This is a genomic window from Parvibaculum sp., from assembly GCF_049651025.1.
Classification (GTDB): domain Bacteria; phylum Pseudomonadota; class Alphaproteobacteria; order Parvibaculales; family Parvibaculaceae; genus Parvibaculum.
In genome coordinates this window covers 14,631-27,890 of record NZ_JBASBH010000008.1, presented here as the reverse complement: position 1 = coordinate 27,890, position 13,260 = coordinate 14,631, and the positions used below count along the sequence as shown (strand labels likewise).

General features: G+C 60.5%; 15 protein-coding genes. 6 read left to right on the top strand and 9 right to left on the bottom strand.

Annotation, left to right across the window (positions count from 1 at the left end; genetic code table 11):
• Window positions 1-173 precede the first annotated feature (173 nt).
• The 4 genes from WA943_RS00715 (at window position 174) to WA943_RS00700 (ending at window position 3,073) form a co-directional block, all read left to right on the top strand.
• Window positions 174-770 (top strand): cytochrome b, encoded by a 597-nt coding sequence (locus WA943_RS00715; protein ID WP_424467686.1) that lies wholly within the window; start codon window positions 174-176, stop codon window positions 768-770.
• Window positions 767-1,327, top strand: a complete 561-nt coding sequence (locus WA943_RS00710; protein WP_424467684.1) for a YceI family protein — start codon at window positions 767-769, stop codon at window positions 1,325-1,327. Before WA943_RS00715 ends, WA943_RS00710 begins: the two co-directional genes overlap by 4 nt.
• Complete coding sequence (locus WA943_RS00705; RefSeq protein ID WP_424467682.1) at window positions 1,324-1,953, top strand: YceI family protein; 630 nt, start codon at window positions 1,324-1,326, stop codon at window positions 1,951-1,953. Before WA943_RS00710 ends, WA943_RS00705 begins: the two co-directional genes overlap by 4 nt.
• A 169-nt stretch (window positions 1,954-2,122) precedes the next feature.
• A complete protein-coding gene (locus WA943_RS00700) occupies window positions 2,123-3,073 on the top strand; it encodes a TerC family protein (RefSeq protein WP_424467680.1) in 951 nt (316 codons plus the stop codon).
• A 328-nt stretch (window positions 3,074-3,401) separates the two neighbouring features.
• Here the strand turns inward: WA943_RS00700 and WA943_RS00695 are convergent, their stop codons facing one another.
• Together WA943_RS00695 and WA943_RS00690 are read right to left on the bottom strand one after the other, a co-directional pair.
• Window positions 3,402-4,046 carry a transglutaminase-like cysteine peptidase gene (locus tag WA943_RS00695; RefSeq protein ID WP_424467678.1) on the bottom strand — a complete coding sequence of 215 codons (645 nt, stop codon included), beginning with the start codon at window positions 4,044-4,046 and terminating at the stop codon, window positions 3,402-3,404.
• Window positions 4,047-4,162: 116 nt separating this feature from the next.
• Entirely contained in the window at window positions 4,163-5,704 is a 1,542-nt protein-coding gene (locus tag WA943_RS00690) for a UbiD family decarboxylase (protein ID WP_424467676.1), read from the bottom strand.
• A 177-nt stretch (window positions 5,705-5,881) separates the two neighbouring features.
• Here WA943_RS00690 and WA943_RS00685 point away from each other — a divergent pair, with 177 nt between their 5' ends.
• Entirely contained in the window at window positions 5,882-6,478 is a 597-nt protein-coding gene (locus WA943_RS00685) for a DUF6101 family protein (protein ID WP_424467674.1), read from the top strand.
• Window positions 6,479-6,528: 50 nt separating this feature from the next.
• Here the strand turns inward: WA943_RS00685 and WA943_RS00680 are convergent, their stop codons facing one another.
• Window positions 6,529-7,035: a DUF1993 domain-containing protein gene (locus WA943_RS00680; protein WP_424467672.1), complete on the bottom strand. Its 507-nt coding sequence runs from the start codon at window positions 7,033-7,035 to the stop codon at window positions 6,529-6,531.
• Between the two features lie 60 nt (window positions 7,036-7,095).
• Window positions 7,096-7,884 carry an enoyl-CoA hydratase gene (locus tag WA943_RS00675; protein ID WP_424467670.1) on the bottom strand — a complete coding sequence of 263 codons (789 nt, stop codon included), beginning with the start codon at window positions 7,882-7,884 and terminating at the stop codon, window positions 7,096-7,098.
• 19 nt (window positions 7,885-7,903) lie between these two features.
• Here WA943_RS00675 and WA943_RS00670 point away from each other — a divergent pair, with 19 nt between their 5' ends.
• Window positions 7,904-8,641, top strand: a complete 738-nt coding sequence (locus WA943_RS00670; protein WP_424467668.1) for an HdeD family acid-resistance protein — start codon at window positions 7,904-7,906, stop codon at window positions 8,639-8,641.
• Window positions 8,642-8,653: 12 nt separating this feature from the next.
• On the opposite strand, the gene WA943_RS00665 is transcribed toward WA943_RS00670, so the two are convergent.
• The 5 genes from WA943_RS00665 to WA943_RS00645 form a co-directional block, all read right to left on the bottom strand.
• Entirely contained in the window at window positions 8,654-9,304 is a 651-nt protein-coding gene (locus tag WA943_RS00665; protein WP_424467666.1) for a class I SAM-dependent methyltransferase, read from the bottom strand.
• Window positions 9,301-10,272 (bottom strand): bifunctional riboflavin kinase/FAD synthetase, encoded by a 972-nt coding sequence (locus WA943_RS00660; protein ID WP_424467664.1) that lies wholly within the window; start codon window positions 10,270-10,272, stop codon window positions 9,301-9,303. The genes WA943_RS00665 and WA943_RS00660 overlap by 4 nt, the downstream gene beginning before the upstream one ends.
• Before the next feature lie 93 nt (window positions 10,273-10,365).
• Window positions 10,366-11,235, bottom strand: a complete 870-nt coding sequence (locus WA943_RS00655) for a TIGR01459 family HAD-type hydrolase (protein WP_424467662.1) — start codon at window positions 11,233-11,235, stop codon at window positions 10,366-10,368.
• Entirely contained in the window at window positions 11,232-11,813 is a 582-nt protein-coding gene (gene rsmD, locus WA943_RS00650; protein ID WP_424467660.1) for a 16S rRNA (guanine(966)-N(2))-methyltransferase RsmD, read from the bottom strand. Before rsmD ends, WA943_RS00655 begins: the two co-directional genes overlap by 4 nt.
• Window positions 11,810-13,186 (bottom strand): pseudouridine synthase, encoded by a 1,377-nt coding sequence (locus WA943_RS00645; RefSeq protein WP_424467658.1) that lies wholly within the window; start codon window positions 13,184-13,186, stop codon window positions 11,810-11,812. The genes rsmD and WA943_RS00645 overlap by 4 nt, the downstream gene beginning before the upstream one ends.
• Window positions 13,187-13,260 lie beyond the last annotated feature (74 nt).

Here is a 13,260-nt window from a genome sequence, read left to right as displayed (position 1 = left end):
GGCAGCATCTTTTGTGCCGTGGCGTGATTCGTTTTTCTGCGCCCGAAAGCTAGCATGGCCTCACGGATTATGGCACCCGTCAGCGAAGCCGCAGATCGCCTCAAGAAGACGTGACTTGGGATTGTCTGCTGCAATAATCATGATGCGGTGCAGACAGCGGAGAAGAAGGTTCGATGCAGCTTCGAAACACCACTATTCGCTTCGGCCTGGTCGCCGTCTCCCTGCATTGGCTCATCGCGCTGCTTTTTCTTGCGATGGTCGGCATCGGCCTCACCATGACGAACCTGCCGCTCACCCATCCCCGCACGTTTCCGCTCTACCAGTTGCACAAGTCGCTCGGCGTCACGATTTTTCTGCTCGTCGTGCTGCGCCTTCTCTGGCGGCTTTCAGGCAGCGTGCCGCCGCTCCCCGCAACGCTGAAGCCCTGGGAGCGCGCCGCCGCCTATCTGACGCATTACGGCCTGTACGTGGCCCTGCTTGTCATGCCGCTCACCGGCTGGATCACCGTATCGGCCTCGCCCCTCGGCATACCGACGATCCTCTACGGCTATGTGAAGCTGCCCCATCTCGGCTTCATTGCCGCCAGCACACACAAGGCGGCGATAGGCGCAGCATCCTCATGGGTGCATTGGGGCCTTGCCTGGAGCGCCATCGCGCTGGTCCTCCTTCATATCGGCGCTGCTTTGAAGCATCATTTCATTCTGAAAGACGATGTGCTTGCCCGCATGCTCCCCACGTGGGCGCTTTTTGAAAAGAGGTCGCGCCCGTGAAAAGCATTCTTGTCTTTGCAGCCGTCATGGCTTTCACCACGCCGGCGCTCGCCGTCACGCAATGGGCCGCCGTGTCCGACCCGAACACCATCGCCTGGGAAGGCACGAAAAGCGGCAGCGAGCCGCTTGCCGGTCATTGCGCGAAATTCACAGCCGACATCGCCTTCGATCCGGCGGCCCTCGCGCAATCATCCGTCCACGTCAAGATCGATACCGGCTCCTGCAAGACCGGCGACACGCAGACGGATGAGTTTTTGCCGCAGGAGGGCTGGTTCAATGTCTCGGCATTTCCCGATGCCGTCTTCGAGGCAAAGAGCTTCAGCCATAGCGGCGGCGACAAATATGTGGCCGATGGCACGCTGACGTTGAAGGGCATCACGAAGAAGGTCGCGCTGCCCTTCACCCTGACCATCACTGGCGACAAGGCCCATGTGGTAGGCGAAACGACGCTGCAGCGTCTCGCTTTCGGCGTCGGCGACACGCAGCAGCTTTCCGCCTCCACCATTGCGAGCCTCGATATCAAGGTGAAGATCGATCTCCACGCGACAAGAAAATGAAAACCGCGCCGGGAAAAATCGCAGCCCTGCTTCTGGCTTTCTCGCTTTGCTCCTGCACGGCGTTGAAAGTCGTGACGCATGAGGTGAACAACGACCCGGTGAAGGCGCCTGCGGGCACCTATCAGCTCGACCCGCATCACTGGAGCGTCATTTTCGACGTCGATCATTTCGGCTATTCGCGTTTCGTCACGCGCTTCAACAAGGTCGCGGCGACGCTCGATGCCGTGCCCGCTGCGCCGGAAAAAAGCCGCGTGACGGTCCGCATCGACGCGGCAAGTGTCGATACCAACGACCCCGAGCTCGACAAGATGCTCACTGGGCCCGACATGTTCGATGCCGCAAAATCGCCCGAGATCGTTTTCTCCAGCACCTCGATCAAGCGCACCGGCGCGAAAACCGGCGACATGACGGGCGACCTCACAATTCGCGGGCGCACACACCCCGTAACCCTTGCCGTCACCTTCAACGGCAGCGCCCCCGATCCGCTGACAGGCAGGGATACGCTGGGTTTTTCAGCGACAGGCAGCTTCAACCGTTCGCAATGGGGCCTGTCCGCATGGTGGCCGGCGGTCGGCAATGATGTGCGTGTGTTCATTCAGGCCGAGTTCGTAAAACCCAAAGCCTGAAAAGCGGCAGCGCGTCGCACCCCGCGACAGTTGAATTCGGGTGTGATATACGCCAAATCTAATGCACTAGAGGAGGTCCGGGCCCCTCTGGCGATGGAGGCGTCCATCGCGATGTCGGACCTGAAAATTCATTTGCGCGGCCGCGGCGTGCATATGAGATAGGTCCACCATGGAATGGCTTGGCACCCCGCTTTGGGCTTGGGGAGCTTTCTTTCTCGTCATCTTCGCGCTTCTCGCATTTGACCTCGGCATCCTTCACAAGAAAGACAAGGAAATCGGCGTCAGCGAAAGCCTCTGGCTTTCGGCGGGCTACATCACAGTCGCGAGCATTTTCGGCGCGGGCGTCTGGTACACGCTTGGACATGAAGACGGTCTCAATTTTTTCACCGGCTTCTTCGTCGAGAAATCGCTCTCTCTAGACAACGTCTTCGTGATCTCGCTGATCTTCACCGCCTTTGCCATCCCGCGCGTCTATCAGCATCGCGTGCTCTTCTGGGGCATTCTGGGCGTCATCGTCATGCGCGGCATCATGATCGGCATAGGCGCGGCGCTCATCGCGAAGTTTCACTGGGTTCTTTACATCTTCGGCGCCTTCCTCGTCGTCACCGGCATCCGCATGGTCTTTGCGAAGGATCATGAGCGGCCGATCGAGAACCACCCGCTGGTGAAATATCTCAAGCGCCACATACGTATTTCCGACAAGCTGCACGGCCACAGCTTCACCGTATGTATTCCCGACAGCAAGACCGGCCGCGTCGTCTGGCATGCAACGCCGCTTCTTCTCGCGCTTGTCCTGATCGAATGTGCCGACCTCGTCTTCGCCGTCGATAGCGTTCCCGCCGTTTTCGCGATCACGCAAGACCCCTTCATCGTTTACACGAGCAATATCTTCGCCGTGCTCGGCCTGCGCGCGCTCTACTTCGCGCTCGCCGCCGTCATCCATCGCTTCGCCTATCTGAAATATGCGCTCGCTGCCGTTCTGGTCTTCATCGGCGGCAAGATTTTCTACGCCGAGTTCGTCGACAAGGTGCCCGCGCTTCTGTCGCTCGGCGTCACCTTCGGCCTGCTCGCCGCAGGCATCATCGTCTCGATGATCAAGACAAAAGGGCAGGCGGCGTAGAGCAATTCTGCAAAGAGCCGCCGGTTCTTCCCGCCCATCGTCATGCCGGACTTGATCCGGCATCCATCTTCCTTCAGACATCGCAGCAAAGATGGACCCCGGGTCAAGCCCGGGGAGACGAATAGGCGAGGTGTCGCCAAAAACTCAGCGTCGTCCCGGGACTTGTTCCCGGGACCCATCTGCCTCTCGGAGCGTTGCGCGGCCCGATGTATCCCGTGGCCTCCCCCTCATCGTCATGCCGGACTTGATCCGGCATCCATCTTCCTTCAGACATCGCGGCAAAGATGGACCCCGGGTCAAGCCCGGGGAGACGGCTTCTTTTGCGACGTCACTTCAGCGAAGCCGTCTCCGCGACCTGCATGGCCTTCACATCGACACTGACCCAGACAGAGGGTCGCTCGCGCGACTGGCGTTTGATCCACGCATAAGGCGCATCCCGCCACGAGATGATCGCCCAGTTCTTGTTGTCGAGAACATATTCGTCGCGATCCGTTGCGACGAGCAGAACGGCATGGCCCGCGCCCTCCCACGCCGTCACCACCGTCAGCAAAAGCGCATCGGCGGGCCAGCCTTTCTCTATGAGTAGTTGTCGCTTTTGAAGCGCCAGGTCCTCGCAATCGCCGCCATGCGCGCCCGCATAGGTCCAATATTCGCGCTGCCCGTAATTTGCTTCATCGGAAATTTCTGGAAATCCGTTCACCTCGTCATTCACGGCATTGAGTTCCGCCCATCGTTCACCCGTCAGCTCAAGCTCGACGGGTGAAGCGTCGCCGCCATCGCAATCGCTCTTATTGCGGCGACAAAAATCAATGAAGCCCGAAGGCGGCGCAACAAACTCTCCCGTCGGCATGAAACGCGGCAGCGGAGCAAGCGCCGCCGTTGCCTCTGTTGGCGCACGCGTCTGTGCACAAGCGGGCAGGGCGACGACAAGACAGAACGAAAAGACGAAACGCAACGCCCGAAAAAGTTCCACGGCTCACCTCGCATCTGGAGATGAGCCGAGGTTCCGCCGTCAAACTTTCCGGGGCCTTAACCAATGCCGATAGGTCGGCAAAACGGATCAAACGATCCGCGCCGCACAACCCGCCATTACTTCCAGATCGGCTTCCCCGTGCCCGGTAATCCGAGCTTCGCCCATTTGCGCGTCACCTCGTCGATGACGTTCTGGTCCATGCGGATTTCGCGGCCCCATTCGCGCTTCGTCTCCGGCACCCATTTATTGGTGGCATCGAGGCCGATCTTTCCGCCGAGGCCGGATTCAGGGCTCGCGAAGTCGAGATAGTCGATGGGCGTTCCCTCGATCAGCGTCACGTCGCGCACCGGGTCCATGCGCGTCGAGATCGCCCACATGACTTCCTTCCAGTCGCGCGCGTCGATGTCGTCATCCACGACGATGACCCATTTCGTGTACATGAACTGGCGCAGATAGGACCACGCCCCCATCATCACGCGCTTGGCATGGCCGGGATAAGCCTTCTTCATCGAAATCACGGCGATGCGATAGGAGCAGCCTTCCGGGGGTAACCAGAAATCGATGATTTCCGGGAACTGCTGCTGAAGCAAAGGAATGAATACCTCGTTCAATGCTTCGCCAAGAACTGAAGGTTCATCCGGCGGACGGCCGGTGAAGGTCGAAAGGTAGATCGGGTTGCGGCGCATGGTGATGGCCGACACGGTGAAGACCGGGAATTTCTCGACCGAGTTGTAATATCCGGTGTGGTCGCCATAGGGACCCTCGTCGGCATACTCATCCAGCGACACGTGACCCTCGATCACGATCTCTGCATGAGCAGGCACACGAAGTGGCACAGTCTTGCACTCGACAAGCTCGACTTTCGAGCCGCGCAGCAGCCCCGCAAACTGATATTCCGAGAGCGTATCGGGCACCGGCGTCACCGCCGCCAGAATTGTCCCCGGATCCGCGCCGATCACGCAGGCGACCGGAAGCGGCTCCGACTTCTCGCCCTTCCATCTCTGATGATGCTGCGCCCCGCCGCGATGGGCGAGCCAGCGCATGATGGTCTTGTTCTTGGCCAGCACCTGCATCCGGTAGATGCCGAGATTGAAATCGTCCTCGCGCTTGTCCCCCGGGCCCTTGGTCACGACCAGCGGCCAGGTGATCAGCGGCGCGGGCTCGTCGGGCCAGCAGGTCTGGATCGGTAACGCATTGAGGTCGATATCGTCGCCCGTCAGCACCACTTCCTGACATGGCGCCGATGAAAGCGTTTTCGGCTTCATCGTCATCACGGTCTTCAGAAGCGGCAGCATCGAAAAGGCTTCGCGGAAACCGCCCGGCGGTTCGGGCTGGCGCAGAAAGGCCAGCATTTCGCCGACTTCGCGCATGTCCTTTGCCGAACGCCGCTCGACGCCGCCCCCATCCGAACGAGGCATCGTCACGCCAAGCGCCACGCGCTCGACCGTACCGAAAAGATTGACCAGCACCGGCATGGGCGAGGCGGTGCCATCCGCCTTCAGCACATTTTCGAAAATGACCGCCGGGCCTTTTTCCGCGAGCAGGCGCGTCTGGATTTCCGTCATTTCAAGGACGGTCGAGACGGGCTCCTTCACGCGCACGAGTTCGCCTTCGGCTTCGAGTTTGTCGAGAAAATCGCGGAGCGAGGAATAAGACATGGGCCTCTCGGATCGAAGGACGGCAGACAATGTGGCGCGAGAATGCCGGAAAGCCGCGGTGAAGCCAAATCGGATGAATTTTACGCTTTGTAAGCCCTGTTTCGTGCGGCCGTTAACAGGATGCCAACTTTGACTGTCTAGCCTTGGCACAACTTACATCGGTTTTGAGGTTGGATCATGGGACAGGCGGCAAAGCCTCACCAGTCGCGCAAGCGCTGGGCAAGTGGCGAAATCGATTCCGATCCCTTCATGCTTCCGCAGCGGATCACCATTCCCGCCAATGAAACCATATCGCGCCTCTTCGGCTTCATTCGCTATGCGGTCATTCATAGCGACGCTGTGAAGGCGACGGATTCCTCGCCGATCCTCGGGCCATTCGTCTGGAGCGAGCCCATCTCCGCCTATCGCGGCGTGGCGCTGCGCGTCGCATGGCGCGGTGCCAAGGGTGCCGAACCCGTCATTCTCGTGCAGCTCGTGCATCGCGACGACGAGCGCCGTTCGATCGCGCTTCACGCCTCGTTCGATGGCGCGGATGTCGCCGCGCGTTGGCGTTCATGGGGCCGCACGCTTGCGCTGCCGCTTTTGCTTGAAGACCGTCAGGGCGAATTGCAGGCGGCCGAGCGTCGCCTCGGCGCGTTGCGCATCGACGCGCCACAACCTCATGCGGGCGCGAACCCGCTCTCCGCCCGCCGTCCCATGACCTTCGGCGTCACGGGCCGTCCGCGCCTTTGGCCGCAACGCCTTTCGACTGGCAGCCGTCCGACAGCCTACTGAAGAACAAAACCCCGGAGCATGCTCCGGGGTTTTGTTCTCAGCGATCTAATTCAGATAGAGCCGATGAAATCGCGCTTGCCGATCTGCACGCCCGCATGACGCAAAATGTCGTGCGCCGTTGCCGCGTGGAAATAGAAATTCGGCAGGAAGAAGTGAAGGAAATACTGGCGGCCGGTGAGCTTCAGTTCCGTCGGCCCGATTTTCAGAACAACTTCCCGATCTTCCGATCCGTCGATCTGTTCAGGCTTGAAACTCTTCACATAGTCGGCTGTCTTCGCGATCCGCGCCTTGAGATCGTCGAAGCTCGTTTCCGTGTCGGCATATGAAGGAATATCGACGCCGGCGAGCCGCGAGACTGCGCCCTTTGCCTGATCCGTCATGATCTGGATCTGGCTTTTGAACGGCAACATGTCCGGCGCGAGCCGATAGTTGACCAGCACGGCAGGGTCGATCCCGCGCGCTTCGCAATGTGCAGCCGCCTTGTCGATAATGGCCGTGAGGCTGCCAAACATCTGCAGCATGATCGGAACCGAAGCCTGATGCATCGTAAGCGGCATGAACTGTCCTCCCTTTGAATTGTAATGGTTAGTGCTACGTCGGTGTGCCGCCGCCGCGGATCAAGAGAGCTTCGAAAAATCGGGCGCGCGCTTTTCAAAGAATGCGCTGATCGCTTCCTTCACTTCCGCCGAACGAAGCTGCGCACCGAAATGTTTTGCTTCCGCCTCGCGCGCTTCGGCAACGCGGGCACGATCCTTCCCCTTCAGCAAGGCTTTGGTGATCCTGACCGCATTCGGCGCTTTTGCGGCAAGCGCCTGAGCGCGCGCCAGCGCTTCGCCGGGCAGCGCATTGTCGGGGAACACTTCCGCGACAAGACCAAGCGCCTCCGCCTTCTCCGCGCCGATCTTCTTGCCCGTAAGGAAAAGGTCTGCCGCCTTCTGAATGCCGATGAGCCGCTGCAACAGGAAGGTTGAGCCCGCCTCCGGCACCAGGCCGAGATTGACGAAAGGCATCTGGAATGTCGCGCTCGCGCCCGCATAGACCAGATCGCAATGAAGCAGCATCGTCACGCCGACGCCGACCGCGAGACCGTTGACTGCCGCCACGATCGGCTTTTCCGCCTCGGCGATGTTTTCCAGAAAGCGCGTCACATGGGGCTTCGTCGCCGGCTTGTCGTCGGCTGGCGTCGCGCCCGCCTTGGCAAAATCTCCCAGATCGTTGCCCGCCGTGAAGGCGTCGCCAGCGGCGGTGATGAGCGTCACGAGAATTTTCGGATCGCGCTCGGCCCGTTCGATTCCATCGGCAAGCGCCCCGTACATTTCGGGCGTCAGCGCGTTCTTTTTCTCCGGCCGGTTGAGCGTCAACGTTTGAACGCCGTTTTCGAGCGTCACGAACACATGATCGGTCATCGTTAGTCCTTCTCGCCGTGTGAATTCCGGTTCGATTGTTTTGCAGGAACGGACACGCTCAAGCAAAGATCATTTTCGCAAGGGCTGGTTCCAAAATAGAACGGATAGAAGTGAATTTGAGTTCAAGGCAGTGCGCGACTCTGCTATACTTATAATGAAAGCAGGGTGCACCATGTCTGATGCGCGTCCAGTAAACGATCCCGGATCTGCAATTGCAGGCGTTATTCATCAATATCGGCGGCGTTATCTCGTCGCGGGCGGGCTGCTCGTCATAGGCGGCATCCTCTCGATCGCCTTTCCTTTTTTCGGAACCCTGGCCGCAGCCATATTCGTCGGCTGGATATTGGTCGTCTCCGGCATCGTCGAGATCGTGCACGCATTCTCCGTGCGCGGCGCTCCCGTGATCGTGCTGAACCTTCTGGCCGGTCTTCTCAGCATCGGCGTCGGCGTGATGTTTCTAGCAAATCCGGTGGCGGGTGCGTTGAGCCTGACGCTGCTCCTGGCCGGCTTCCTCGCCGCTGACGGCATCATCCGAATTTTGTCTGCAACCCAGATTCATCCTTTTCCGGGATGGGGCTGGATACTTGTGAATGGTGTTTCAAGTCTTCTGCTTGCGGCAATCCTGCTCTGGTTGCTACCGGAGCAATCGCTTTACGCCCTCGGCATTCTTTTAGGCATCGATCTGCTGGTGGCAGGCGGGACGCTGTTGCTGATCGCATCCGCAGCCAAGGCGTTGACCCGCTCACCAAAAGTATGAATTTAAGTTCATTTATACGATCCGCCAGACACTCGTATTCCGAACATCGGTATCTTCAAGCTCGCGCGTCGTTTTGACGGCATAAGAGATCAGCTTGTCGAGGCCCATTTTCGGAAGATAGGTCCGGCCGGGATCGCCGATCAGCGCCGTGGTGCCTTGCGCGACCATATTGCGAACCCAGATTTCAATACTTTCGGCCAGCGGGCGCTCGTAACACATGTCGCCGATGAGCACGACGTCCCAGCCCTGATTGGCGGTGCCGATAAGGTTCTCATCCGTCACAACAACTGAAACATCATTCACCTTGGCGTTGAGCGCAATGGCAGTGGCGGCGAAGGGATCAATGTCGGCGGCAAGAACTGAACGCGCGCCTGCTTTCATGGCCGCAATAGCGATGAGGCCAGAGCCCGAACCGAAATCGAGGATGCGCTTGCCGCGCACGACGTCGGGATGGTCGAGAATATAGCGTGAAAGCGCCTGACCGCCTGCCCAGGCAAAGGCCCAGAACGGCGGCGGAAGGCCGGTGCGTTCGAGTTCTTCCTCCGTCATCTGCCAGATGGGCACGATTTCGCTGGCGAGATGAAGCCTGATCTCCGGGATCAGGGGCGGTTCGTGCAAGATCGTGTTGGCGCGGATGAAGGCGACTGGATCGGGAGTGGTCATTTCGACAGCGCGAGATCGGCGTACTCGTGCGGCAAGGATGCGAGGATTTCGCGTGCGCGTGCGCTGTCCTTGGCAATCTGCGCTTTCAGCGCATCGAGCCCGTCGAACTTCAGTTCCGGTCGCAGATAGTCGACGAAGGAAACAGCGACATGCTGGCCGTAAATATCGCCGGCGAAATCGAACAGATGAACTTCGAGAACAATGTCCTTTTTGTCGAAGGTCGGCCGCCGCCCCAGATTGGCAACGCCGTCATGGAAGCCCTTATGCGGCCCGTCTTCGATTTCGACGCGCACCGCATAGACGCCGAGCGCCGGCTGAACATGATCTTCAAGCGACAGATTTGCCGTCGGAAAGCCAATGGTGCGGCCGCGCTGATCGCCGGTCATCACATGCGATTCGACAGTCCACCAATGGCCGAGCAGTTCCGCTGCGCCGCGCGGATTGCCGCTCGCCAGCTTTTCGCGAATGCGTGTCGATGAATATGGCTCGCCCTCATGGGCAACCTCGCCGACGATCGATACGCCGAAACCTTCTTCGCCGCCCATATAGGAAAGCACTGCGGCATCGCCCGTGCGGCCCTTGGCGAAACGAAAATCGTAACCGGCGACGACATGCGTTGCGTTGAGCCCGTTGACCAGCACATCGAGTACGAATTCCGGCGCGAGCTTTTTTGCCATCTCGGCATCGAAGGGCAGGGCAGCCAGAATTTCGACGCCGAGCTTTTCGAGAAGCCGCGCCTTGGCGCGAAAAGGCGTCAGGCGGAAGAACGGCTCATCGGGAAAAAAGAACTGCCGGGGATGGGGCTCGAAAACGAGGACGCCGAGCGGCGCGCCGAGTTCGCGCGCAACCCGCGCCGCCTCACCGATCACCTTCTGGTGCCCGCGATGTACGCCGTCGAAATTGCCAAGCGCATAAACGCCGCCCTGAAGCGGTCGCGGCACGGGCGAGTAGTGGCGAAGAATATGCATCAGGCCTGTTTGCCGTTTTCGGAACGTGAGGGCGCGCACTTTATCTCGGGCGCTTGTAAAATCACAAGAGATGAAGCGTCGTTCATCTTCAGTTTACCAGACCAATCGCGCCATGGCGGCAATTGGGTGAATGCCTGCTTTGGCGCTGACCTGCGCCACGAGTTCGGGTTCGGGCCTTTCCGGATCGGCCCCGCAGTCTGCCGCCGCAATGCCACCGGTGATGAACAGCGCGTCGATGCCTTGGGCATTCGCGCCCTTCATGTCGGTCGCCACCCCGTCGCCCACAGCAAGGATGCGCGTGTCGGGAAACGGGCGTCCCGCGATCTGCATGAGCTTTTGCCGTGCAACCGTATAGATCGGCCCGTGCGGCTTGCCGAAATAGGTGACCGATCCGCCGAGCTCTTCATAAAGCCGCGCCAGCGCGCCTGCGCAATAGATGTGCCGGGGGCCGCGTTCGACCACGATGTCGGGATTGGCGCAAACGAGCGGCAGCCTGCGTTCTACAAGCCGCGTGAACTGCTCGCGATAGTCCTCCGGCCCCTCGACATCGTCGTTGAAAGGTCCGGTGACGAGGACAAAGGCGGCGTGGTCTTCGTCGACCCGCGAAACGCCCGTGCCGTCGAAAAGCGGCACATCGCGATCGGGGCCGATATGGTAGCAATCGCGCCCATAGGTGTGGCCCGCAAGATGCGCGCGCGTCGCATCGCCAGAAGTCAGAATGCCGTCATAGGCGCTGGCGTCGATCCCCATGCGTTCGAGCATTCCAGGAAGCTCGCTTGATGGCCGTGGCGCGTTGGAAAGCAGCAGCACATGGCCACCCTTGGCGCGGAAGGCGTGAAGCGCGGCCGCGACGCCGGGATAGGCCGTATGGCCGTTATGCAATACGCCCCAGACGTCGCAAAGAAGCGCGTCATAGCGTTCCGCAATGGTCGAGAATGCAGTGAGGATCGGCGCGGACGTCACTTGGGCGAGCCTTCGGTCAGTGTCAGGAAAATGATTTCGGTGAGGCCGTATTTCCGCCGGTCGATTTCGTCGAAACCTGAAGGCGCAACGAAATTGGCTTCGACACTTTCCTCAACGACGCAAAGCGCATGGGGCGCGAGCCAGTCGCCCTCGCGCGCGGAGACGAGCGCGAGTTCGGCAAGCCCCTTGCGATAGGGCGGATCGACAAAGAGGAGCGAGAAATGCGGGCCGACGCTGCCGGGACGAGGTCCAAGCTTTGTCGCGTCGCGCTTGTATAGCTTTGCATTGCCGGTGAGGCCGAGCGTTTCGACATTCTCGCGGATCGCCGCGCGAGCATCTGCGCTGTCATCGACGAAAAGCGTGAAGCTCGCGCCGCGTGAAATGGCTTCAAGCCCGAGCGCGCCTGTACCGGCAAAGAGGTCGAGTACACGCGCACCTTCGAGATCGAATTCTCCGAAATCGTGATGGGCGAGAATGTTGAACAGCGACTCGCGCACGCGGTCGCCGGTTGGGCGAATGACATCGCCAGGAGGCGCAGCGATGACGCGGCCTCTATGGGCTCCACCGACAATTCTCATTTGCGTTTCTTATCCGGGCTGGGCTTGCGGGACTTCGCGACGTCGGCGCGCGATTTCTGTGCGCCGCCCTTCGGACTGCCCTTCTTTTCGGGAACGTAATTCTTGCTGAACTTCTTCGTGCCGTCGGCATGGCGGCTGCGGTCGGGATTGGTGGCCGAATATTTCTTCTCGCCACCAGCCTTGCGCGGTGCGGCGCCGGCTTTGCCCGTCGCTGCCTTGCGCGCGCGCGGCTTGTCGGCAAAGGGTTTTCCCTCAGCGCGCTTTTCCGCCCCGTCTTTCTTGAGTGTATCGGGCTTCTTGAACCCCTCAGGCTTCCTGAAGCCCTCAGTTTTTTTGAAACCCTCAGTTTTTTTGAAGCCCTCTGGCTTCTTGCGTCCGTCTGACTTCTTGAAGTCGTCGGCCTGTCTGCGGCCAATGAAGCTCGCGCCGCCCGAATTCTTGGCGCGCGGCTTTTTGCTCGCAACCGGCTTCGCGCTTCCGGGCTTTGCCGGTGCGGGCTTGGCAGGCACGGGCTTCGAAGGACGCTCCGTCCTGTTGCGATCCTGATGCCGCACCGGCTCCTCGCCTTCGATCTTCCCCGCAATTTGCGCGCCCTGTCCGCCGAGCTGATCCATCAGCACGCGGTTCGGCACCTGCGCCACTTCGCCCTCGAGGAGATCGCCGACCTGAAAGGGGCCGAAGGAAAGACGGATGAGCCGGTTCACGGTCAGGCCGAGCGCGCCAAGCACGCGCTTCACTTCGCGGTTCTTGCCCTCTTTGAGGCTGACGGTCAGCCAGACGTTCGAGCCTTGCACCTTGTCGAGCGAGGCTTCGATCGGACCATAGCGCACGCCCTCGACCTCGATCCCGTCCTTGAGCTTGTCGAGCTGCGCCTGCGTGATGTCGCCCCAGGCGCGCACGCGGTAGCGCCGCGTCCAGCCGGTGGCCGGCAGTTCCAGCAACCGCGCCAGTTCGCCATCATTGGTGAGGAGCAGCAGGCCCTCTGTATTGATATCGAGCCGCCCGACCGAAACGACGCGCGGCATGCCCTCTGGCAGCCGCTCAAAGACGGTGGTGCGCCCCTCGGGGTCTTTTGCCGTGGTCACGAGCCCGGCGGGCTTGTGGTAGCGCCACAGCTTTGTCGGCTCCATGCGAGGCAGCAACTGACCATCGACCGTGATCGTATCGCTGCGCTTGACGTTGAGGGCGGGGCTGGAAATGGCCTTCCCGTTGACGGTAACTTTTCCCTCGCCGATCAGCCGTTCGGCGTCGCGGCGCGAGCAGATGCCTGCGCGGGCGATGACTTTGGCGATGCGTTCGCCATCCTTGTCGCTGGGGGGCGAAAGGGTGGGCGTGCGGGGCGATCCGGGCCGGGTGCTTTTATTGACGTTCATGGCCCTCTCTTTAGCAGGTGCCATTCGCCAACCCAAGCCGTGCTTGACGAAGGCCCGCCCTGCCGGGCACGGTC

Coding starts and splice junctions, on each gene's coding strand:
- WA943_RS00715 (WP_424467686.1), top strand. CDS start 174: ATGCAGCTTCGAAACACCACTATTCGCTTCGGCCTGGTCGCCGTCTCC.
- WA943_RS00705 (WP_424467682.1), top strand. CDS start 1,324: ATGAAAACCGCGCCGGGAAAAATCGCAGCCCTGCTTCTGGCTTTCTCG.
- WA943_RS00700 (WP_424467680.1), top strand. CDS start 2,123: ATGGAATGGCTTGGCACCCCGCTTTGGGCTTGGGGAGCTTTCTTTCTC.
- WA943_RS00690 (WP_424467676.1), bottom strand. CDS start 5,704: ATGTCTTATTCCTCGCTCCGCGATTTTCTCGACAAACTCGAAGCCGAA.
- WA943_RS00685 (WP_424467674.1), top strand. CDS start 5,882: ATGGGACAGGCGGCAAAGCCTCACCAGTCGCGCAAGCGCTGGGCAAGT.
- WA943_RS00680 (WP_424467672.1), bottom strand. CDS start 7,035: ATGCCGCTTACGATGCATCAGGCTTCGGTTCCGATCATGCTGCAGATG.
- WA943_RS00675 (WP_424467670.1), bottom strand. CDS start 7,884: ATGACCGATCATGTGTTCGTGACGCTCGAAAACGGCGTTCAAACGTTG.
- WA943_RS00665 (WP_424467666.1), bottom strand. CDS start 9,304: ATGACCACTCCCGATCCAGTCGCCTTCATCCGCGCCAACACGATCTTG.
- WA943_RS00660 (WP_424467664.1), bottom strand. CDS start 10,272: ATGCATATTCTTCGCCACTACTCGCCCGTGCCGCGACCGCTTCAGGGC.
- rsmD (WP_424467660.1), bottom strand. CDS start 11,813: ATGAGAATTGTCGGTGGAGCCCATAGAGGCCGCGTCATCGCTGCGCCT.
- WA943_RS00645 (WP_424467658.1), bottom strand. CDS start 13,186: ATGAACGTCAATAAAAGCACCCGGCCCGGATCGCCCCGCACGCCCACC.